This window comes from Acetobacter cerevisiae (genome assembly GCF_001580535.1).
Classification (GTDB): Bacteria; Pseudomonadota; Alphaproteobacteria; order Acetobacterales; family Acetobacteraceae; genus Acetobacter; species Acetobacter cerevisiae.
Window position 1 is genome coordinate 62869 of the sequence record NZ_LHZA01000155.1, and the last position, 20642, is coordinate 83510.

Here is a 20642-nt window from a genome sequence, read left to right on the forward strand (position 1 = left end):
GCCCCGATTTTTACTGAACCCAGAACAACGGAGTGTGTCCTCATGACCACCACGACCCCGGACACACAACGAGCCAGGCATCCCGTCCTGAAAATTCTCGGGGGCATCGCGCTCGCACTCCTGCTTCTGATTCTCTTCTGGTCGTGGGACTGGTTTGTGCCTCTGGTCAATTCCAAAGCCACAGCCCTGCTGCACCGCAAAACCACCATTGCGCATCTGCATGTGCATCTTGGCCGTGTCACCACAATCAAGGTGGATGACCTGCGGATTGAACAGCCAAAAACCTTCGAAAAAGAAAAAGAGCAGTTTGCGCAGGCCAAAAGCGTGACGGTTTCGGTCGATGCCTGGTCCTACCTCTGGCACCGTACGCTGCACCTGCCGCTTATTGCACTAGAGCAGCCCACGGCAGACATTATCGCGCTGAAAAACAGCCTGAACAATTACACTTTTACCGAGGATGGTAAGCCGGCGAAGACACCCACAAAGCAGGATGCTTCCTCCTCAACCAGCCTGCCGGACATCGGGGAGCTGCGGATTACCGATGGCAACCTGCATGTAAAGTATGACCCGCTGCAGGCCGATATGCAGGTCGCTGTGCAGACCACGCCACCCCAGGGGAATGATCGCGGCACTCTACATCTGCAAGCCAAGGGCCGTTACGCGCAGCAGCCTATTACTGCCCGCTTTATTGGCGGAGCCCTGCTGTCCTTTGTTGCCGACAAAGAGCCTTACCCTGTTGACCTCACCGTGCAGAACGGCCCCACCACTGCCACGCTGAAAGGCGATGTGGTTCACCCGATGAGCTTTGCAGGGGCGCATCTGAAGCTGCATTTTGCCGGGCCGGATATGTCCCTGCTCTACCCGCTGACCGGCGTGCCCATTCCGCGCACCCCGGCCTACACCATTACCGGCAATCTGGATTACAGCCAGAACCACATCCTCTTTAAAGAGTTTGAGGGCAAAATGGGCACCAGTGACATTGGTGGCACCATTGAACTGGACCCGCATCAGAAGCCCATGAACGTTCAGGCCGATCTCCATTCCCGTCAGGTTAATCTGGTGGATCTGGGGGGCTTTATTGGTGCCAAGCCAACCGAGACAGCGGCTGAGAAAAAGCAGGATGCCAAAAGCAAGACTGTCCTGCCGGATACGCCCATCAATATTCCGCGTCTGAACGCCATCAACGCCCACGTCACGTATCATGGGGCCCATATCGAAAATAAGCAGCTACCGCTTGATAATATCGACACCGAATTCTTCATCACCAATGGTGAAATTGATCTCAAACGCCTGAACTTTGCCGTTGGCCACGGCACGCTGGCCAGTTCCGCAACGCTCAAGCCGGATGGCTCCCTGTTTGATACAACCGCCCGGATTGATTTTGCCCGGATTGATCTGGCTCGCGTCATGCAGGCGACAACCAATTCCAAAGCACGCGGCATTATTGGCGGCCATATGACACTGAAAGCCAAAGGGAATTCCATTGCCAGCCTGATGGCTGCGGGGAATGGTGGCCTTACGTTGGTGCTGGATCAGGGTGGCGATATTACCGCCATCCTGCCGGACATTCTGGGCCTGCAGCTGGGCAACGCCATCCTGACGGCTCTCGGACTGCCCGCCCATACAGACATCAAGTGCTTTATTGCCGATATGCCGCTGAGAAACGGCATTGTTTCCACCAATACGCTCCTGCTGGAAACCGGCGAGGCCCGTACGCTGGGGCGGGGCACAATCAACTTCAAGACCAATACGCTGGATTACTCTCTGACCACCCGTTCCCAGAACCCGACCATTGCGTCTCTGCCGGGGGCCTTCAACATTACCGGGGCGATCAAATCTCCTACGGTGCTGCCGGGTGCTGAAATTCTGGGGCGTGCCGCTGCCGCCGCTGGCTTGGGGTTTGTCTTCCCACCACTGGCTCTTCTGCCAACCATTCAGCTGGGTGTTGGGGATGATTCCCGATGCTCCCGCGCCGTGCAGGCCGTGAATAACAACCCGGCAGCAGGCATTGCGCCGGGCTCCCTTTCCCACGCCGTCGGCACCAAAGGCAGCGTTGCTCCGGCCAGCCCCCGTCACGCCAACGGCAACCACAAAAAAACGTCTGGCAAAGCACCAGCGACCAAACAGCATGAAGGCCGTATGACACCCGCTGAAGTCCGGGCTGCGTGGAATGCCAAACTGAAAAAACAGGGCAAGAACTAACCGCATCAGGCAATCGGGCACTCACGCCCGGTTGCCTGAGCCTGCTCTCCAGCCGCCTCTCAATGCGGCTTATATTTTCCCATTACAGAGATGATGTTCCGCAGGCGCTCAGATTGTTTTGAAACCCTGAGCGCTTAGCCTTCCCCACAGTCTGGTGCTGGCCGAACACGCCGTCTTATTCTGAGCAGGAAGCCTCCCCTGCTCGCTTCCGGGTCAGTCAGGGCTCAGGGGCTCACAACCCATTTCACATGTCAGTGCCAGTGCCAGTGCCAGTGCCAGTGCCAGTGCCAGTGCCAGTGCCAGTGCCAGTGCCAGATCGGGCCACGTCTCTCCTGCCCTGTAAACACAAAAAAGCCGCCTCGTGATGAGGCGGCTTTTCTGTATCCGAAGATAATCCCGGAGAGGATGGCTTATTTGGACTGAGCCATGATCTCTTCTGCCACGTTGCGCGGCACGGGGTCGTAGTGATGGAACTGCATGGTGAAGGACGCACGGCCCTTCGTCATGGAGCGCAGGTGAGAAATGTAACCGAACATTTCTTTCAGCGGCACATGAGAGCGAACCATAACCGTGGAACCGGAGGTTTCCTGGCTCTGGATCATACCACGACGACGGTTGATATCACCCACAACGTCACCAACGTGATCGTTCGGGGTGGTCACTTCCACGTCCATGATCGGTTCCAGAATAACCGGACCAGCCTGTTTCATACCTTCACGGAAGCAAGCCTTAGCCGCGATTTCGAACGCCAGAGCGGACGAGTCAACGTCATGGTACTTACCGTCAAGCAGCGTGAACTTGAAGTCGACGGTCGGGAAGCCTGCCAGCACGCCGGTAGAGGCCTGCATACGGATGCCTTTTTCGACCGCAGGAATGTATTCCTTCGGCACGGTGCCGCCAACGACCTTGTTCTCGAAGTGAATGTCTTCGTTCCGCTCAAGCGGCTCGAAAGCAATTTTCACTTCTGCGAACTGACCGGAACCACCAGACTGCTTTTTATGCGTGTAGGTTTCGGTGTGCGGCTTGGAGATGGTTTCACGATAGGCCACCTGCGGTGCACCGACGTTTGCATCCACACCATATTCACGACGCAGACGGTCGATGATGATGTCGAGGTGCAGTTCGCCCATGCCGGACAGAATGGTCTGACCCGTTTCCTGATCCGTCTTCAGCTGCAGGGAAGGATCTTCACTGGCCAGCTTCTGCAGAGCCAGCGTCATCTTTTCCACGCCGTCTTTGGTTTTCGGCTCAACGGAGATGTCGATAACCGGGATCGGGAAGCTCATACGTTCCAGAACAACCGGATCAGCCGGATCAGCCAGCGTATCACCCGTCTGAGAGTCTTTCAGACCCACGAACGCAGCAATATCACCAGCATGAACTTCCGTCAGTTCTTCACGCTTGTCAGCATGCATCTGGTAGATACGGCCGATACGTTCCTTGTGGCCCTTCGTGGTGTTCAGAACGGTATCACCGGTCTTCAGCACACCACGATAGACGCGCACGAAGGTCAGCGTGCCGTATTTGTCGTTGATGATCTTAAAGGCCAGACCAGCGAACTTGCCATCGGGATCAACCGGGATGATGGGCTGAGCGGCTTCGTCTTCTTCTTCACCTTCCGGCGGAGCGCAACGGATGCCTTCAACGTCGTCAGGAGCCGGCAGGAAGTCGATCACTGCGTCGAGCAGCGGCTGAACGCCTTTGTTTTTGAAGGCCGTGCCACACAGAACCGGGCGGAACTCACCAGAGATGGTGCCCTTCTTGATGCAGCGCTTCAGCGTCTCAATGGAGACTTCGCCCTTTTCGAAGTATTCTTCCATTGCTGCGTCATCAACAGCCAGAGCTGTATCGAGCAGGTTCTGGCGTGCTTCAGCAGCCTTTTCCTTCAGGTCGGCCGGAATTTCCTCATCGTGGAACTTCGCACCCAGCTCACCACCTTCCCAGATGATGGCTTTCATCTCGATCAGATCGACAACGCCAACAAACTGGTCTTCAGCGCCAATCGGGAGCTGCAGCGGGATCGCAACGATGTCCAGCTTTTCCTTCAGCGTGTCGAATGCACGGTAGAAGTTCGCGCCGGTACGGTCGAGCTTGTTGATGAAGATGATGCGCGGAACTTTGTAGCGGTCAGCCAGACGCCAGTTGGTTTCGGACTGCGGCTGAACACCGGCCACACCTTCAATGATGAACACGGCGCCATCGAGCACGCGCAGGGAGCGGTTCACTTCGATGTTGAAGTCGATGTGTCCGGGGGTGTCGATGATGTTGATGCGGTGGTCGTTCCACACGCAGGTCACAGCAGCGGAGGTAATGGTAATACCACGCTCACGTTCCTGCGCCATGTAGTCGGTCGTGGTGTTACCGTCGTGCACTTCACCAATTTTGTGAGATACGCCGGTATAATACAGGATACGCTCGGTCGTGGTTGTCTTGCCCGCGTCAATATGCGCGGTGATCCCGATATTACGGATCTTCGAAAGTTCGGATTTGGCGGACACGAAAACCTCCAGAAAACAGGTCAGGCGCGACAGGAAACCCTTCGCGCCTGTGGCTACCGAACACCGTGCTGATCCTATTTAAATTCAGGAAGCCCGGCTGCCGGAAACCGGCCGATAGACGAAAGTGCCTGACACCCTGCCAGACACCTGCACAGCAAATCCGGACCGTCAGTTTATGACCGGCCCGGATCCACCGCAGTTAGGAAACCCCTGAATCAGGCGCCAGCGGCAGCCTGTTTTTTAGCCTGAGCGCGCAGAACGCGGCGCTTCACGACCTGGGCTTCTTCCGGCAGCTTGCGGTTAGGCGTGCTGATCAGGAAGGCATCGAGGCCACCATTGTGTTCAATGGTGCGCAGGCCACGGGTGCTGACGCGCATGTGCACGGGAGCGCCCAGGATGTCGGACATCAGGGATGCTTCCTGCAGGTTGGGCAGGAAACGGCGACGGCTTTTGTTGTTGGCGTGACTGACGTTGTTTCCGGTCAGAACGCCTTTGCCGGTAATCTGGCAGCGACGGGACATTGTCTCATCCTTGTCTTAGGTATCAAACAGAGGGCCGAGACAATTTGCCCGGCGACCACATTCAGGATTGGCGCGGCTTATGGCTGAGCAAGCGCCTTCCGTCAAGGGTTGACCTCAGGCTTTCTCACTTTCCGGGTCGGTCTGTGCCTGTGTTGCAGCATGAATCTCGCCCGTACGCACGCTGTTTGCTGCGGAGTCGAGAATATGCAGGATGGTCTCCTTATCCATGCTGCGGGCCAGCAGACCCAGAGAACCGCCCAGCAGCGCTGAGGCAATGGCCAGCGGCGGGTGATTCTCCTTGAGCAGATGCTCCATGGCGCTTTCAATCACCATGGCGCAGCGGGCCAGATCTTCCGGCACGCCCGGCATCTCTTCCGATGTGGTTTCTGCGGGCGTGTTTCCAGCTGTATCCGTCATGCGTTTCATCTTCCTTCAGTTTCTCAGGCACCGGCTGGAAGGCCGATGCTGTATCCGATTCGCCAGAACAGCCTGACAGGCGGGGTGCTCCCCTACCCGGCAATCCGTTCTGCAATTCCTTCCGCCCCCTGGGCTGCCCACATGGCGGCATACTGGCCGCCAGACGCCAGCAGAGCCTCATGCGTGCCGCGTTCCAGCACACGCCCCTGACCCATCACCAGAATTTCGTCCGCATCCACAATGGTGGACAGGCGGTGTGCAATCACCAGCGTCGTGCGGGAGGCAGAGACAGCTTTCAAAGCCGCCTGAATCTCTTGTTCCGTATGTGTGTCCAACGCACTCGTAGCCTCGTCAAGCACAAGAACGCGAGGGTCTTTTAAAAGTGTTCGGGCAATCGCAACGCGCTGCTTTTCCCCGCCCGACAACTTCAGGCCACGTTCCCCCACCTGCGTCTGGTATCCGTCTGGCAGAGACATGATGAAATCATGAATCTGCGCCAGCCGCGCCGCCTGCTCCACATCGGCCAGAGAGGCCCCCAGACGCCCGTAGGCGATGTTGTAGCCAATCGTCTCGTTAAACAGCACGGTATCCTGCGGGACCACGCCAATAGCGGCCCGCAGGTCCTCCTGCCGGTAGTCCCGCACGTTATGCCCATCCACCAGCACTGCACCGGACCAGACATCATAAAACCGGAACAGCAGTCGGCTGATGGTGGACTTCCCGGCCCCGGTGGACCCGACAATAGCGACCTTCTTGCCGGGAGCCGCCACAAAGCTGACGCCGTGCAGAATTTCACGATCAGGCCCGTACCCAAACCGGACATCCCGGAACTCAACCTGAGCCGGAGCGGAGTCCGCAAGGCGGGTGGCAATCGGTAGCGGATTTTCCGGGTCCGCCACTTCCACATTCTCTTCAATCAGGCCGAACATCTGCTCCAGATCCACCATGGCCGTCCGGATGGCGGAATAGACAGAGCCCAAAAAGTTCAACGGCCCATACAGCTGAAGCAGGTAGGTGTTGATCATGACAAACTGACCAACGCTGATGCGTCCGGCCTCAACATCACGCCCGGCAAGCAGCATGATCAGCGTGAGCGCCACCGCGATAATGGCGGCCTGCCCGAAGTTGAGCAGCCCAAGAGAATACTGGGTTTTCCGGGCGGCCTGCTCATAACGGGCCTGGGCATTGTCATAGCGTTCGGCCTCATGGGCCTCGTTACCGAAATATTTGACGGTCTCGTAATTCAGCAGGCTATCCAGCGCCTTGCCGCTTGCCTCGGTATTGGTCTCATTCATCCGCCGCCGGATGCCCAGCCTCCACGAGGTAAACATCACGGTAAAGCCGATATAGGCGGCGATCATCAGCACCATCAGGCTGACATACCGCCAGTCAAACACCCGCCAGATCACCACAACCACCAGCAGAGCCTGCAGAATGGTGGGGGAGATGGACATGCCCATCCGCAGCAGGGTTTCAACCCCCTCCGTGCCGCGTTCTATGGCCCGCGTGACGCCCCCTGTGCGCCGGTCCAGATGGAACCGCAGAGAGAGCTTGTGCATGTGCTGAAAGCTGCGGAACGCCGCCTGCCGTGCCACCCGGAACCTGACCGGAGCAAACAGGGAATCCCTCAGGTTGGTCAGGGCAGCGGAGATCAGCCTGATCAGCCCGTAGCCCAGGATAAGGGCAACCGGAGCCATAGCCAGACTGCCGGGGTGCGAGAGCCGATCCACCACCCGGCTGTAGGCCATCGGCACAGCCAGTGTTGCGAGTTCTCCCCCCACCAGCACCAGAAGTACCAGCACGACGCGCCACCTCAGCCCGCTGTTTTCACGCGGCCAGAGATACGGGAGAAGACGGGAAAGCGTGACCGAAGCCGGCTGTTTCAGCTGCCCCGACGGAGAACGATTACGTGGAGACATACCGTCGCATGTGACACGCCTCCACAATTTTGCAACCCCGAGACATCTTGCCTCTCCCCTGCATACGCCGGATAAACACATACGCCTTGTGCGTTTATGGTCTCATTCAAGCACGACTGGATTTTCCGATGCCTTCGGACGATACGCCCTTCCTTCGTCATCTCAGGCAATGCAACACCGCCGTCGTGCCCGGTGCGCGCTTTCCGTTTTCTCTGGGCGGTAAGGCCGCAGGGTGGATTGCCCCAGGCCTGACCGACGCGCTGGAGCAGCGTGGCCTTGGCTCCCGCGTGCAGGGTTTTGCCTTACCCAACCCGGCGGATCTGGAACCGTTGGGAGAAGCGCTGGCACGGGAAGGCGTTTATCGCTCCCACCATGAACTGTTTGATGTAATGGCCGATGTGGACCAGCCCGTGCTGGCCCGCATTGACCGTGGCGCCCTGCCCCTGTTCGGGCTGGTAGCGGCTGGCGTGCATCTGAATGGCTTAGTGCGGAAGGCAGACGGTCTTTACCTGTGGACAGGCCGCAGAGCCGCCAACAAACGGCTGGATCCGAGCAAGCTGGACCATCTGGTTGCTGGTGGCGTTCCAGCTGGTCATACGCCGTCGGAAGCGCTGTTAAAGGAAGCAGCGGAAGAAGCCAGTATTCAGGAAGACTTGGCATCGCAGGCGCAGCAGGTCGGTCGTATTGTCTATGCGCTGGACCGGCCAGAAGGGCTGCGGCGCGACATTCTGTATTGCTACGACCTGTTCCTGCCCGAAAGCTTCTCACCCGTTGCAGCGGACGGTGAAGTGGAATCCTTCCATCTGATGCCGCTGGCCGAAGTTTACAAACTGGTGCGGGATACGGACGAGTTCAAATTCAACGTTAATCTTGTGCTGATCGACCTGTTCCTGCGCAACGGCCTGATTGACCCGCAATCAGCCGAAGGCCGCCAGCTGCGGGATGGACTGACACACGGCCTCTCGCCCGCCAGCCCGGGCCATAAAGCCGCTCTGGCACCTGCCGCCCCCTGAGGGCATGGCAGGCCCCGCATTCCGGCCTCAGGCTGAAATGCGGGCGTCCAGCAGGGCTTTGGCTTCCGCCTCGGCTTCCTTCATGCCGGTCAGCAGGCGTTCCCGGATTTCTTCCAGACGCTTCTTATCGGTAATTTTCAGGCCGAAGAGATCCTTCACGTAGAACACGTCCACCGCCCGCACCCCGTAGGTGGTGATGTGGGCGGAGGCGATCTGAAGGTTTTCCTCGCTCATGGCCGCTGTCACGTCATGCAGCAGGCCGGGCCGGTCACGCCCGTTAATTTCAATGACCGTGTAGGTATTGGACGCGCCGTTATCAATCACCACACGCGGCGGCACATGAATGGCCCGCATCCGCATGGGCATATGCCCGAACCCGGCCTGCGCAATTTCCGCCCCGATATCAATCTGGCCGCTTAACGACTGCTCAATCAGCGAACACAACCGCGCCAGACGATGCGTTTCTTCATAGGCACTCCCAGCGGTGTCCTGAATCCAGAACGTATCCAGCGCCATGCCGTGCATCATGGTGTGAATCCGGGCATCGACAATGGAGGCCCCGGCCAACGCCAGTGCCCCGGCGATTTTGGAAAACAGGCCCGGCACGTCGACCGTATAAACGGTGACTTCCGTCACCCCACGGGCCGGCAGCGGCAGCACTTCCACCGTCAGCGGAGCGTCCCGCCCATCCGCATCCCGAATCAGGCGAGCATGGCGTTTGTGGGTTTCATGATCGAAGGAGAGCCAGTAGCCCGCGTAACCCAGCCCCAGAAAGCGGTCGATATCCTGCGGCGCAACACCATCTTCGGCCAGAATTTCGGCCGTGATTTCCTTAGCGTGCCGCACACGCACGTCACGCTCAGTGGTGGCAAGACCACCTGCCAGCACTTCCGCTACGCGCACATAAAGCTCACGCAGCAGCGTGGCCTTCCATGCGTTCCACACGCGGGAACTGACAGCGCGCATATCAACAATGGTCAGCAGCAGCAGCAGACGCAGGCGTTCCGGGGACTGAACGATGTCAGCAACATCCAGAATGGTTTTGGGGTCATCAATATCGCGCTGAAAGGCCGTGTGGCTCAGCAGCAGATGATGCAGCACCAGCCAGGAAACCGTTTCCGTCTCCTCGCCCGACATGCCCAGTCTGGGGCACAGGTCGGCGGCAATTTCAGACCCGATTTCCGAGTGATCCCCCCCGCGCCCTTTGGCGACATCGTGCAGCAGCACGGCCATGTAGAGCGCCCGGCGGGAATGCAGCCCTTTAACCAGTTCATAGGCCACCGGAATTTCATCCGCCATGCGACCGGACGTGACCTCATCCATGATGCGGATGGCTTCTATCGTATGCTCATCAACCGTGAACACGTGATAGGTATCAAACTGCATCTGGCCGACAATCCGCGCCCAGTCCGGGATCAGCCGCCCGAAAATGCCCGTCTCGTTCAGAATATGCAGCCAGTGCGCATGGCCGGGAGGGGTTTGCTGTTCGTAAGTAGCATCCCGCAGAAGAGGCGTTCCTGCCTCATCCCCCGCCGCGTGGGTCTCACGCCGACGACGCGGCGGGAGGTCCTTCGGTTCTGTTTCACCACACAGCAGATCCAGAAAAATACGGGCGGCTTCCGGGTTATCACGCAGGGCCATGGCCCGACGTTCCCACCGGATAAGCTGATGCCGCCCCAGCGGATGCAATGGCCGGCGACGCATCCGCGCCCAGTCCAGATACTGCATCATCTTGATGGGTTCCTGATCGAACGAAATCCCGCGTTCCGGCAGAATCTGCCCGTCAACCAGCGTAAAACCTGCTTCCCGCATGGCCTCGTCCGGCTTGGCGGCGATCGCCACCGGCCCTTGCGCCTGCCGCAGCACCGCAGGTTCCAGCACGTGGGTCAGCCGCATGACTTCACGCGCCGTTAGGAAGTAGTGACGCATGAAGCGTTCCACACCATTCTGGCGGCCATGCCGGGTGTAGCCCATACGCGCGCCAATAACGGGCTGCATATCGAACGTCAGCCGTTCTTCCGCGCGCCCTGCGACGTAATGCAGGTGCAGGCGCACCGTCCACAGGAAGTCCCATGACCGGCGGGCACGTGCCGCTTCCTGCTCGGTCAGCAGGCCCATCCAGATAAATTCAGGCGCCAGAAGGTCCATGACGTGACGGGTGCCGAAGGTGTTGCGGCACATCCAGTACAGCGTCTGCAAATCCCGCAGGCCGCCGCGGCCTTCTTTTATATTCGGTTCCACCAGATAAGGGCTGTCCCCAAACCGGCGATGCCGTTCCAGACGCTCCCGCCGCTTGTCCTGAATAAAGCCCGCAGCCCCGGCTTCCACGCAGGCCACAATGTAGCGGGCCTCGAACATGGCAAACAGGGCGGCATCCCCAGCCAGCAAGCGGGCATCAAGCAGCGCCGTGCGGACTGTGGTGTCCTTCCGTGCTTCCTCAATACATTCGTTGATCGTGCGGGTCGCGTGCCCGACCTTCAGGCCCAGATCCCAGAGGAAATAGAGCACATATTCCACCAGACGGTGGGCACTCTGGACGTTTTCTTCCTCGGTCAGGAACAGCAGATCAATATCGCTGAACGGGGCCAGCAGGCCGCGCCCGTAACCGCCCGTTGCCGCCACAACCAGCCGGCCGACGGCAGGAGCGCCCTCCCCGATCTGCCCGACACCCTCCGCCGTGCCCGTGGCGCGCAATGCCAGATCGATAATGCCGCGCAGCATAACATCCGTGAACGCCGCAATCTGCTTGGCAGCCTTGGCGCCTTTGAGCACATGCGTTTCAAACCGACTGCGGATATCCGCCTGATACCGGCCAAGATGGCGGCGGAAGATGGCCACGGCCTCGTCCCGCTCCGGGATGGTGGCATCTGCCGGCGTGGCGTCCCTCAGTTCCCGCGCAAGGCAGGCGGCAAGCCCCTCCGGGGTGAGAGATGCAAGGGCGGAAACATCGGGCTGCTCGGAGGCAGCATGTGCGGGGGAAATCGACATTGCGGTCGGAATCTGCTCCTGAGGGTCGTCTGATAAAGAACCCGGTTTCAACTCTGGGCCGGACATTCGTCTTCCCGCACTGCTTCCTTATGAAGCTCATACAGAATGTCCAGCGCGGCACGCGGTGTCAGGGCATCCGGATCTACCTCTAACAGTCGCTTTCTTAACGTATTTTCGTCTTCTTGCGGTAATATCTTCTGCGTGTCGAACAGCGGCAGAGGCTTCGGCCCGGTCGCATGGTCACGCTCCAGTTCACGCAACAAACGCCCTGCCCGATCTACGACTGAAGGCGGCACCCCAGCCAGCTTGGCCACATGCACACCCCAGCTTTTCTTGGCGGAACCGGCCAGCACTTCATGCAAAAAGACAATCTGGCCCCGCCATTCCCGCACCGCCATAGTGTGCGGAGAAAGGCGCGGCAGAGTATCCACCAGACCGGCCAGTTCATGGAAGTGCGTTGCAAAAATTGCACGGCAGCGCACCGTTGAATGCAACGCCTCCAGCACCGCCCAGGCAATGGCCAGACCATCCAGCGTTGCCGTGCCACGCCCGATTTCATCCACCACCACTAGAGAGCGCGGACCGGCCTGATTGAGAATAGCAGCCGTTTCCGTCATTTCCACCATGAAGGTGGACCGACCGCGCGCCAGATCATCCGACGCCCCGACGCGGGAAAAGAGCTGATCCACAATCCCGATATGCGCTTTATCCGCTGAGACAGGAAAGCCACCCTGCGCCAGCAGCACGGCCAGCGCCGTCTGCCGCAGGAAGGTGGATTTACCGGCCATGTTCGGCCCGGTGAGCAGCATCACCCGCCGGTTGGCTGAAAGGTCACACCCGTTTGGCGTAAAGCGCGTGCCTTTGGGAAGGGCTGCTTCAACCACCGGATGGCGACAGCCTTCCAGCACAAAAGCAGCATCATCCGTCACCACAGGGCGACACCAGCTTCCGCCAGCGACCAGCAGGGCGCAGGACTGCAACACATCCAGAACCGCCAGAGCCCGTGCCAGAACCGGCAGTGTTTCTTCCGCCAGAATCCGCTCAACCAGGACATTAAACACCGCTTTTTCACGGGCAGCGGCACGTTCCGCTGCCTCGGCAATCCGGGCGTCCAGTGAGGAAAGTTCTTCCGTCGAGAACCGGGCATTGCTGGCCGTGCCCTGCCGGAACATCAGGTCATCCCGATCCTTGATGCGGGCGCTGGCGGCAACCGGCACTTCAATCACGTAGCCCAGTTGGGCGTGGTGTTTGATCTTCAGGCTCGCCACGCCGAATCGGCTGGCATATTCGGTCTGCAATCCGGCCACGATGCGCCGGGAATTGTCCCGCAGGCCACGATAGCCATCCAGCTCACCATCGTAGCCAGCAGCAATCACGCCGCCATCATCCAGACGTGCGGGCAGATCGTCCGCTACAGCCCGCACCAGTTCGGCTTCCAGTTCCGGCGCAGCGCCAAGGCTGGCAGCGGCACGCGCCAGATAAGGCGGTAAGGCTGTGTGATCGTCCCCCAAAGCAGCCGCAGCGGCACGAGCGGCATGCAGGCCGTCGCGCACAGCGGCGAGATCGCGCGGCTGCCCACGCCCCAGAGAAAGACGGCCCAGCGCACGGGCAATATCCGGAGCACGTTTCAGCGCATCGCGCAGAGCGGCACTGCAACTCGGCGATTCGCGCAGCCAGCACCAGCCATCCTGCCGGGCGGCAATGCGTGCCGGGTCCGTCAGCGGTGCGGCCAGCCATTCGGCTACCATGCGCGCCCCGGCGGAGGTTACGGTCTGGTTCATGGCGGAGAACAGGGTGTGTTCCGTCCCGCCGTCCCGCGCGCGCAGAATGTCCAGACTGGCGCGGGTGGCGGGGTCAATCCCCAGAATACCGCCTTCCATTTGCGGGCTGGGGTGCGCCAGACGCGGCAGCTTTCCGGCCTGACTGCGCTGCACGTAGTCTACCGCGACAGACGCCGCGACGGCTTCTTCATCCGTAAAGGTGCCGAACGCATCCACACTGGCGACGTCAAACGCTGCCGCCAGACGCTGGCGCGCCGTCTCCACATTGGGGAACAGCACCTCCGGCGCACGCGCGGACTCATGCTCACCTAGTGCCATACCAGCCGGAGCCAGAATTTCCGCAGGGTCCAGACGCCCGAGCAATGCGGCCAGCGCGGCCTGTGTGACGCGGGCTGTTTCAAACAGGCCGGTGGAGACATCAATCCACGCCGCCCCGATCATGCTCGCGGCTTCTGCCTGTTTGCTTTTCCGGCCACGGGCCCCGGCCGCTTCTTCTGCCAAAGCGAGCAGCAGGTTGGAGCGTCCCGGCTCCAGCAATTCATCTTCTGTCAGGGTTCCCGGTGTCACCACCCGCACCACGGCACGCGCCAGGGGACCTTTGGCAGCCCCCTTCCCTTTACGCGGCGCTTCGGTCTGCTCCGCGACTGCTACCCGAAACCCCCGGCGGATCAGCCGGGCCAGATAAGCGGAGGCCGCCCCCACCGGCACGCCGCACATGGGAATGGGGTCACCCGCGTGGCTGCCGCGCGCTGTCAGCGCAATATCCAGCGCTGCGGCGGCCGCCGTGGCATCGTCAAAAAACAGCTCGTAAAAATCGCCCATGCGGAAAAACAGCAGGGCTTCAGGATTTTCGGCCTTCAGCGCAAACCATTGCGCCATGGCGGGGGTGGCACCCTCAGGAGAATAACGCGTCATTTCCTTATCATACGGGCGTCACCCGGCGGGGCAACAGGCGTTCCGGTTACATCTTAACAAGTTTGTGCAAAGCCTCAGCCACAGCCTTCACAGGTTTTTCCCACGGACCATTGCCCTCACCGGGGGCAGACTGAGAAAACAGGCGGAGACTCGGATACCACAGGTTCTCTGCCCCTCCGTCCGGCAGAACGCGCGTTGAGCCTTCCGCCCAGCGCCAGTCTCCCCCAAAGCGGTTGAGCAACCAGACCGGTTTCCCCAGCACGCCCGCCAGATGCGCAATGACGGTATCAACCGTAATCACCACATCCAGCTCGGCCACCAGACGGGCGGTGCTGAGCATGTCCCCCTCCGGTAACGGGGCTACAGAAAAGGGCAGATCCTCACCCGTATGGCCGCGTTGAAGCGACTGAAACACCACGCCCGGTACATCAGCCAGCGGCGCAAGACAGGCGGATGCCATGGAGCGCCGGCGGTCAAACCGATAACTCGGGTTCCCCGCCCAGCAGAGGCCGACCCGAAGAGGCTTTACGGCTGACTGAAGCGCAATCCCGTCACCCGACCCACGCAGCGGGATGCGGACCACCCCGTCTGAAAGGCCTCCAGCGTCCGCATTCTTAAATACCTGCGCCCATGGATACGGCGTATCCAACCCGAGCCGGGCGGGCAGACTGAGCAAAGAACAACACGCCACAGCTCCGGCAGAACGGGCCGCCTGTCCTTTTTCCAGAAGCGTGACACGCCCGACCTGCACGCTCTCCATCTGCGCCACCAAAGAACGCAGCCCTTCCGGCACAGCCAGAAGGATGGACGCACGCTCCAGAGCCGGTTCCACATACCGCAGAAACTGGAGCGTATCGCCCAGCCCCTGCTCGGCGTACAACAGAACCGGAGCGCCACCGGTGTCCGCCCCATCCCATTGCGGCAACTCTTCCGTAGGGCGCGCAGGCAGCAAACTCTGGCGAGCCTCGAAGGCCTGCCAGCCTTCATGAAAGCGACCTTCCGCCAGCAAGAGTGTCCCCAGATTGAACCGGGCGCGCGCCCGATCCTGCTCTGAAGCCTCCCAATTCTCCACTTGCCGAAAGAGCGCTTCTGCCTCCTGCCGCCGTCCGAGGTCAGACAGCACCGTGCCATAATTCACCACAAGCCGGGCATCGTGTTTGCGGAGGGCAAGGGCTGCGCCCAGTTCCTGCTCGGCCTCATCAAGCGCCCCCAGCGCCATCTGCACCAATCCCAGATTGGTGCGGGTTTCCGGTGCGTCTGGGGCACGACGCGCCGAGTCCTGCAACAGACTTCTGGCCTGTTCAAAGTCGCCTTTGGCAAACAGGGCCGCGCCATAATTGGCGAGAGCGACGGCATCCTGCGGGAAAGCCGTCGCCACGACGGCAAAGAACGGCTCAGCCTCCCGCATCCGCCCCGCCCGCTCCAGCAACACCGCGTGCTGGTTGTGGGCAAAAACATTCTCAGGAGCCAGACGCAGCGCTTTTTCTGATGTCTGCACAGCCTCGGCCACCTGCCCATGCCGCGCGAGAAAGGCTGCGAGACTGAGATGTTTTTCACAGTCCAGAGGCCGCAAGCGCAACGCGGTGCGCAACGCCACCTCAGCCTCCTGCACGCGGTTTTCCGCTTCCAGAATGGCGGCCATGGCCTCATGTGCCCGAGGGTCACGCGGCGTTGTCATTACCGCGACATTAGCTGCCGCCCGTGCTGGTTCCGCATGGCCTTGTTCAAGCAACGCATGCGCCAATGTGATGTGAAAATGACCTTCAGGCCGCAGGCCAATCGCCCGCCCGGCCAGAGCAATAGCGGACTGCGCATCGCCCCCGGCTCGGGCTACGCAGGCCATGGCGTGCCAGGCCTCCGCGTCCGATGAATCCTCTCGCAGCAGGGCGCGCAACAGGGTCGCGGCCCGCTCTGCATCCCCGACAGAAAGAAGGGCCAGCGCCTGTTCAACCGATGGCTCCTGTGTCGCCATCCCGTTTTTCTGAGGCATGTGCTTTCCTTCGTTCTTTCAAGTCGTCTTCGCAGAGAGTTCCGTCCCGCGAAGGGATGCTCTACCCTACAGGCCAGCATTGCCACCCTACAGGATCAGATCTCAGCTGATGAATAAAGCCTACCAGAGCCTTGAGCGCCATTTTGCCCGCCTGTCCTCCCTGAATGATGCCATCGGCATTCTGTGCTGGGACAAGGAAGTGATCATGCCCCACGGCGCAGCAGAGCGCCGGGCGGAAAATCTGGCCATGCTGGAAGGGCTGCGGCACGAAATTCTGACCGCCCCTGAAATGGCAGACCTGCTGGCCACGGCAGACTCGGGAGATGATGTCTGGCGCCGCGCCAACCTTGCGGAAATGCGCCGCCTGCACACGCACGCCACCGCGCTGCCGGGGGATCTGGTGGAAGCCAGCGCACAGGCCACGGCCCGCAGTGAAATGGTGTGGCGTGAAGCCCGCCAGAACAGCGACTTCAAAACCTTTCTGCCCTACCAGCAGGAAGTGCTGAACCTCACACAGCAGATTGCCAAAGCTAAAGGTGAAGCACTGGGGCTTTCTCCGTATGATGCCCTGCTGGACTCGTTTGATCCCGGCACGCGCCAGACGGATATTGATCCGATTTTCAGCCGCCTGAGCACCGAACTGCCCGGCCTGATTGCCGCCGTGCTGGAAAAGCAGAACAGCCTCCCTGCCCCCACCCCGCTGCAAGGCCCGTTTCTGGTGCCACAGCAGGAAGCACTGGGCCGCAAGCTGATGCAGCAGCTTGGCTTTGACATGACACGAGGTCGACTGGACGTCAGCCTGCACCCCTTCTGCGGCGGGGCCACGCATGACGTGCGGCTGACCACCCGCTATGAGGAAGCAGACTTCCTCCCCGCCATGATGGGCGTGCTGCATGAAACCGGCCATGCACTGTATGACATGGGGCTGCCGGCAGACTGGTTCTCTCAGCCCGTTGGGCAGGCTGGCGGCATGACGCTGCATGAAAGCCAGTCCCTGACGATGGAAATGCAGGTTTGCCGCTCCCGCGCGTTTGTGGAATGGGTCACGCCGCACCTGCGGACAGAATTCAACATCCCGGAGGGCGCCCCCGGCTGGCAGGCGGACAATCTGCATCGTCTTGTCACACATGTAGCCCCCGGCTTTATCCGCGTGGATGCCGATGAGGTGACCTACCCCGCCCATATTCTCGTCCGGTATGAGCTGGAAACCGCGATGATTAGCGGGGATCTCGCCCTCAAAGACCTGCCCGCCGCGTTCAATGACCGACTCCACGCCCTGCTCGGCCTGACGGTTCCCGATGACCGCCGCGGCTGTTTGCAGGATATCCACTGGCCGGAGGGGCTGTTTGGCTATTTCCCCTGCTACGCCATGGGTGCGCTGGCAGCTGCCCAGATTCGGACAGCCGCCTTCCAGCAAGACAGCCAGATTGCCCCGGCTCTGGCGCAGGGGAATTTTGCTCCACTGTTGAAATGGCTGCGCACCAACATCCATAGCCGCGCCAGCAGCGCCTCCATGCCCGACATTATTAAGGATGCCACTGGAGCCCCTCTGGCGGCGGATGCCTGGCAGGCCCATATCCGCAGTCGTTATCTGGACCGCGCGCCGGACGCCTGAGCCCTTTACACTTCCGCCTCTTCGCAGGGTTCTGGCGGGCCATGCGAAGAATGCGGTTGTCGGGGTGGGGCAAAACGGGGGAGACTGGCCGCATGTTTTCGCCGCACACGCATAGCAAGGCTGCCAGAAATTTCATGATGATCAGACGCACCCGGCCTTTTTCGGGGTTCCGCCGCGCCCTCGCTTTGACAACTCTGACAGCAAGCCTTGCCGTCGCCCTGCCCACGCCGTCCGCATGGGCGGTGCATATGCCGAAAGTGCCAGAACTCTCGGCTTCTGCCCTCACGCCCTTTACCCAGTCTGACAAACAGGTCTGGGACGCCGTGATCCCGCTGCCCGATGGCCGGATTCTGTTTGAGGCCCCGGCATGGATCGGCAACCCCGGCTCGCAGCTTTCCGTCCGCAACACGGATGGCAGCTTTGCCCCTTACCCGGATGCCGACTGGAACGCCGCAGAAGGCGATGCCGCAAAACGGATTGTGGCTGCTGCGGGTTTAACACTTCTGCCGGATGGTACGCTGTGGGTGCTGGATAGCGGCGTGCCCAACCGCAAGGCCCCGGCTGTTGCGCAGCCCAAGCTGATCCATATCGACACCCAGAAAAATACCGTGCTGGGCACCGTCGCAATCGAGAAAACAGCGCTCCACCCGGACAGCATTCTCTCCGGCGTGGCCGTGCATGAGAACACGGCCTATGTGACGGATTCCGGCGTGGCCGGGGTGCTGGTGGTGGATATTCCGTCCGCCTCCACCCGTCGTTTTCTGGACCGTCACCCGTCTCTGACAGCCACGCGCCCCATTCAGATCCCCGGCGGCACGCTCAACTGGGGCGACGGTCGTGCCGCGGCCATTGATTCCAGCATGATCGCCGTCAGCCCGGATGGCCGCTGGATTGTCATGCAGGCACCCGGCAACTACCTCTCCCGCGTGGAAACCAGCACCTTTTCGGACCCGGACATTACCCCGGCAGCCATGGAAGAAATTGTCACCCAGTGGTACAAAACACCTTCACTGGGCGGCATGACCATTGGCCCGGATGGCACGCTCTATTGGTCTGACGTCAGCACCAACAGCATCCTCAGCTACAGCACGGGCCGTATCCCGCGCAGGCTGATTACGGACCCGCGCCTGAACTTCCCCGGCACACCGGGGCTGGATGCACACGGACACTTGTTCGTGCCTGCCATGCAGCTTAACCATGCTGCGGCGTTCCAGAACGGGAAAGCAACTGTAACATGGCCTGTTACGGTCTATCAGCTCACGCTGCCCACCACCCCGCCTCCAACCTAAGCATACGGATGCAGAAGGCTACTTCGCGCCGTCTCGCATTCAGGGTATAAGTCTGGCCATGCGCTATATCTCGACCCGGGGGAAGGCTCCCGCTCTCTCGTTCTCTGATGTCCTGCTGACGGGCCTTGCCGAAGATGGCGGCCTGTATCTGCCGGAAACATGGCCCAGCTTTTCACTCTCCGAGTGGCAAGCCATGCGGGGTCTGCCGTATCCGGAGCTTGCTGCCCGGATTATGCGGCCGTTTGTCGGGGAAGATATTGACCCGGGCACGCTGCGCAGCCTGTGTGAGAAAGCCTATGCCGGCTTTGACCACCCGGCCATTGTCCCGCTGACACAGGTGGAAGATGGCCTGTTTGTGCAGGAACTGTTCCACGGCCCGACGCTGGCCTTCAAAGATATGGCCATGCAGCTGCTTGGTCAGCTGTTTGAACATGTGCTGACCGAGCGCAACAGCCATGTCACCATTGTGGGGGCAACCTCTGGCGACACCGGGTCTGCCGCCATTGAGGCCTGCCGTGGGCGGGACCGCCTCTCCGTTGTCATTCTGCACCCCAAGGACCGCACGTCCGAAGTGCAGCGCCGCCAGATGACGACGGTGCTGGAAGCCAACGTGACCAATCTGGCCATTGAGGGCACGTTTGACGACTGTCAGGATCTGGTCAAAGCCCTGTTTGCGGATATGCCGTTCCGGAAGGACATGCATCTCTCTGCCGTCAATTCCATCAACTGGGCCCGCATTGCCGCGCAGATTCCTTACTACGTCTATGCCGCGCTCAACTTTGGCGCACCGGAGCAGGAAGTCTCCTTCGCGGTGCCGACGGGCAACTTCGGCAACATTCTGGCCGCGTGGGCTGCCCGTAAAATGGGTCTGCCCATCCGCCATCTGTGCGTCGGCTCCAACCGTAACGATATTCTGACCCGCTTCCTGAACGCGAATGACATGACGATGAAGTCCGTTATGCCCAGCCTTTCACCGTCCATGGATATTCAGGTCTCTTCCAACTTTGAGCGCCTGCTGTTTGAACTGCTGGGGCGTGATGCCGAGGCCTGCGCCCGCATCATGACCAGCTTCCGCGCGACCGGCCACATGGATGTGCCGGCGGAAGCGTGGGAGACGGCCCGCAGCCTCTTCTCCGGTCTGGCGCTGGACGATGCGGAGACGGAAGCGGAAATCAAAGGCCTGCATGACCGTTCCGGTTATCTGGCTGACCCGCACAGTGCCATTGGCATTGCCGCAGGCCGCCGCTTCCGGGAAGCCGGTGTACCCATGGTCGCCATGGCAACAGCTCATCCGGCCAAGTTCCCGGATGCCATGGTGGCGGCGACCGGCATTCGCCCGGCCCTGCCCGTGCATCTGGCAGACCTCTATTCGCGTGAAGAGCGCTACCGCACCGTTCCGGCCACGGCTGACGCCGTGAAAGATGCCGTGCGTGCGGCGGTACTTTCCAACGCCTGATACGTTTTAACCTTCCTTCTCTTCAGGCCGCGCTTGCG

Annotated in this window: 12 protein-coding genes; 5 read left to right on the forward strand and 7 right to left on the reverse strand. The window is 60.6% G+C overall.

The annotated features are described in order from the left end of the window. The first annotated feature begins 42 nt into the window (after positions 1-42). Positions 43-2202 (forward strand): AsmA family protein, encoded by a 2160-nt coding sequence (locus AD928_RS11880; RefSeq protein ID WP_062250784.1) that lies wholly within the window; start codon positions 43-45, stop codon positions 2200-2202. 410 nt (positions 2203-2612) lie between these two features. On the opposite strand, the gene fusA is transcribed toward AD928_RS11880, so the two are convergent. The 4 genes from fusA to AD928_RS11900 form a co-directional block, all read right to left on the reverse strand. Continuing rightward, positions 2613-4700: an elongation factor G gene (fusA, locus tag AD928_RS11885; RefSeq protein ID WP_062144650.1), complete on the reverse strand. Its 2088-nt coding sequence runs from the start codon at positions 4698-4700 to the stop codon at positions 2613-2615. A 215-nt stretch (positions 4701-4915) separates the two neighbouring features. Continuing rightward, a complete protein-coding gene (gene rpmB, locus AD928_RS11890) occupies positions 4916-5221 on the reverse strand; it encodes a 50S ribosomal protein L28 (protein WP_043550631.1) in 306 nt (101 codons plus the stop codon). A gap of 114 nt (positions 5222-5335) precedes the next feature. Then, positions 5336-5638: a hypothetical protein gene (locus AD928_RS11895; RefSeq protein ID WP_043550751.1), complete on the reverse strand. Its 303-nt coding sequence runs from the start codon at positions 5636-5638 to the stop codon at positions 5336-5338. 92 nt (positions 5639-5730) lie between these two features. Next, entirely contained in the window at positions 5731-7557 is a 1827-nt protein-coding gene (locus tag AD928_RS11900) for an ABCB family ABC transporter ATP-binding protein/permease (protein ID WP_062250786.1), read from the reverse strand. A gap of 128 nt (positions 7558-7685) precedes the next feature. On the opposite strand from AD928_RS11900, the gene AD928_RS11905 reads away from it, so the two are divergent. Further along, complete coding sequence (locus AD928_RS11905; protein WP_062250788.1) at positions 7686-8570, forward strand: NUDIX hydrolase; 885 nt, start codon at positions 7686-7688, stop codon at positions 8568-8570. 27 nt (positions 8571-8597) lie between these two features. Here AD928_RS11905 and AD928_RS11910 read toward each other — a convergent pair whose 3' ends face one another. The 3 genes from AD928_RS11910 to AD928_RS11920 are packed head-to-tail and all read right to left on the reverse strand — an operon-like array spanning position 8598 to position 16244. Beyond that, on the reverse strand, positions 8598-11558 hold the full coding sequence (locus AD928_RS11910) for a [protein-PII] uridylyltransferase (RefSeq protein WP_062250790.1): 2961 nt from the start codon (positions 11556-11558) through the stop codon (positions 8598-8600). Between the two features lie 47 nt (positions 11559-11605). Continuing rightward, a complete protein-coding gene (mutS, locus tag AD928_RS11915) occupies positions 11606-14254 on the reverse strand; it encodes a DNA mismatch repair protein MutS (protein WP_062250792.1) in 2649 nt (882 codons plus the stop codon). 46 nt (positions 14255-14300) lie between these two features. Continuing rightward, positions 14301-16244 (reverse strand): tetratricopeptide repeat protein, encoded by a 1944-nt coding sequence (locus tag AD928_RS11920; RefSeq protein WP_062250794.1) that lies wholly within the window; start codon positions 16242-16244, stop codon positions 14301-14303. Positions 16245-16353: 109 nt separating this feature from the next. On the opposite strand from AD928_RS11920, the gene AD928_RS11925 reads away from it, so the two are divergent. The 3 genes from AD928_RS11925 to thrC all read left to right on the forward strand — a co-directional run bounded on the left by AD928_RS11925 (position 16354) and on the right by thrC (position 20604). Then, positions 16354-17859 (forward strand): carboxypeptidase M32, encoded by a 1506-nt coding sequence (locus tag AD928_RS11925; RefSeq protein WP_062250796.1) that lies wholly within the window; start codon positions 16354-16356, stop codon positions 17857-17859. Positions 17860-17993: 134 nt separating this feature from the next. Next, positions 17994-19148, forward strand: a complete 1155-nt coding sequence (locus AD928_RS11930) for an L-dopachrome tautomerase-related protein (RefSeq protein ID WP_233420062.1) — start codon at positions 17994-17996, stop codon at positions 19146-19148. A 58-nt stretch (positions 19149-19206) separates the two neighbouring features. After that, positions 19207-20604 (forward strand): threonine synthase, encoded by a 1398-nt coding sequence (thrC, locus tag AD928_RS11935; protein ID WP_043550623.1) that lies wholly within the window; start codon positions 19207-19209, stop codon positions 20602-20604. Positions 20605-20642: the final 38 nt, after the last annotated feature.

What these genes read in the sequence shown, in the direction of transcription:
- AD928_RS11880 (WP_062250784.1), top strand. Translation starts at nt 43, where the DNA reads ATGACCACCACGACCCCGGACACACAACGAGCCAGGCATCCCGTCCTG.
- rpmB (WP_043550631.1), bottom strand. Translation starts at nt 5,221, where the DNA reads ATGTCCCGTCGCTGCCAGATTACCGGCAAAGGCGTTCTGACCGGAAAC.
- AD928_RS11895 (WP_043550751.1), bottom strand. Translation starts at nt 5,638, where the DNA reads ATGACGGATACAGCTGGAAACACGCCCGCAGAAACCACATCGGAAGAG.
- AD928_RS11900 (WP_062250786.1), bottom strand. Translation starts at nt 7,557, where the DNA reads ATGTCTCCACGTAATCGTTCTCCGTCGGGGCAGCTGAAACAGCCGGCT.
- AD928_RS11905 (WP_062250788.1), top strand. Translation starts at nt 7,686, where the DNA reads ATGCCTTCGGACGATACGCCCTTCCTTCGTCATCTCAGGCAATGCAAC.
- AD928_RS11910 (WP_062250790.1), bottom strand. Translation starts at nt 11,558, where the DNA reads ATGTCGATTTCCCCCGCACATGCTGCCTCCGAGCAGCCCGATGTTTCC.
- mutS (WP_062250792.1), bottom strand. Translation starts at nt 14,254, where the DNA reads ATGACGCGTTATTCTCCTGAGGGTGCCACCCCCGCCATGGCGCAATGG.
- AD928_RS11920 (WP_062250794.1), bottom strand. Translation starts at nt 16,244, where the DNA reads ATGCCTCAGAAAAACGGGATGGCGACACAGGAGCCATCGGTTGAACAG.
- AD928_RS11925 (WP_062250796.1), top strand. Translation starts at nt 16,354, where the DNA reads ATGAATAAAGCCTACCAGAGCCTTGAGCGCCATTTTGCCCGCCTGTCC.
- AD928_RS11930 (WP_233420062.1), top strand. Translation starts at nt 17,994, where the DNA reads ATGATGATCAGACGCACCCGGCCTTTTTCGGGGTTCCGCCGCGCCCTC.
- thrC (WP_043550623.1), top strand. Translation starts at nt 19,207, where the DNA reads ATGCGCTATATCTCGACCCGGGGGAAGGCTCCCGCTCTCTCGTTCTCT.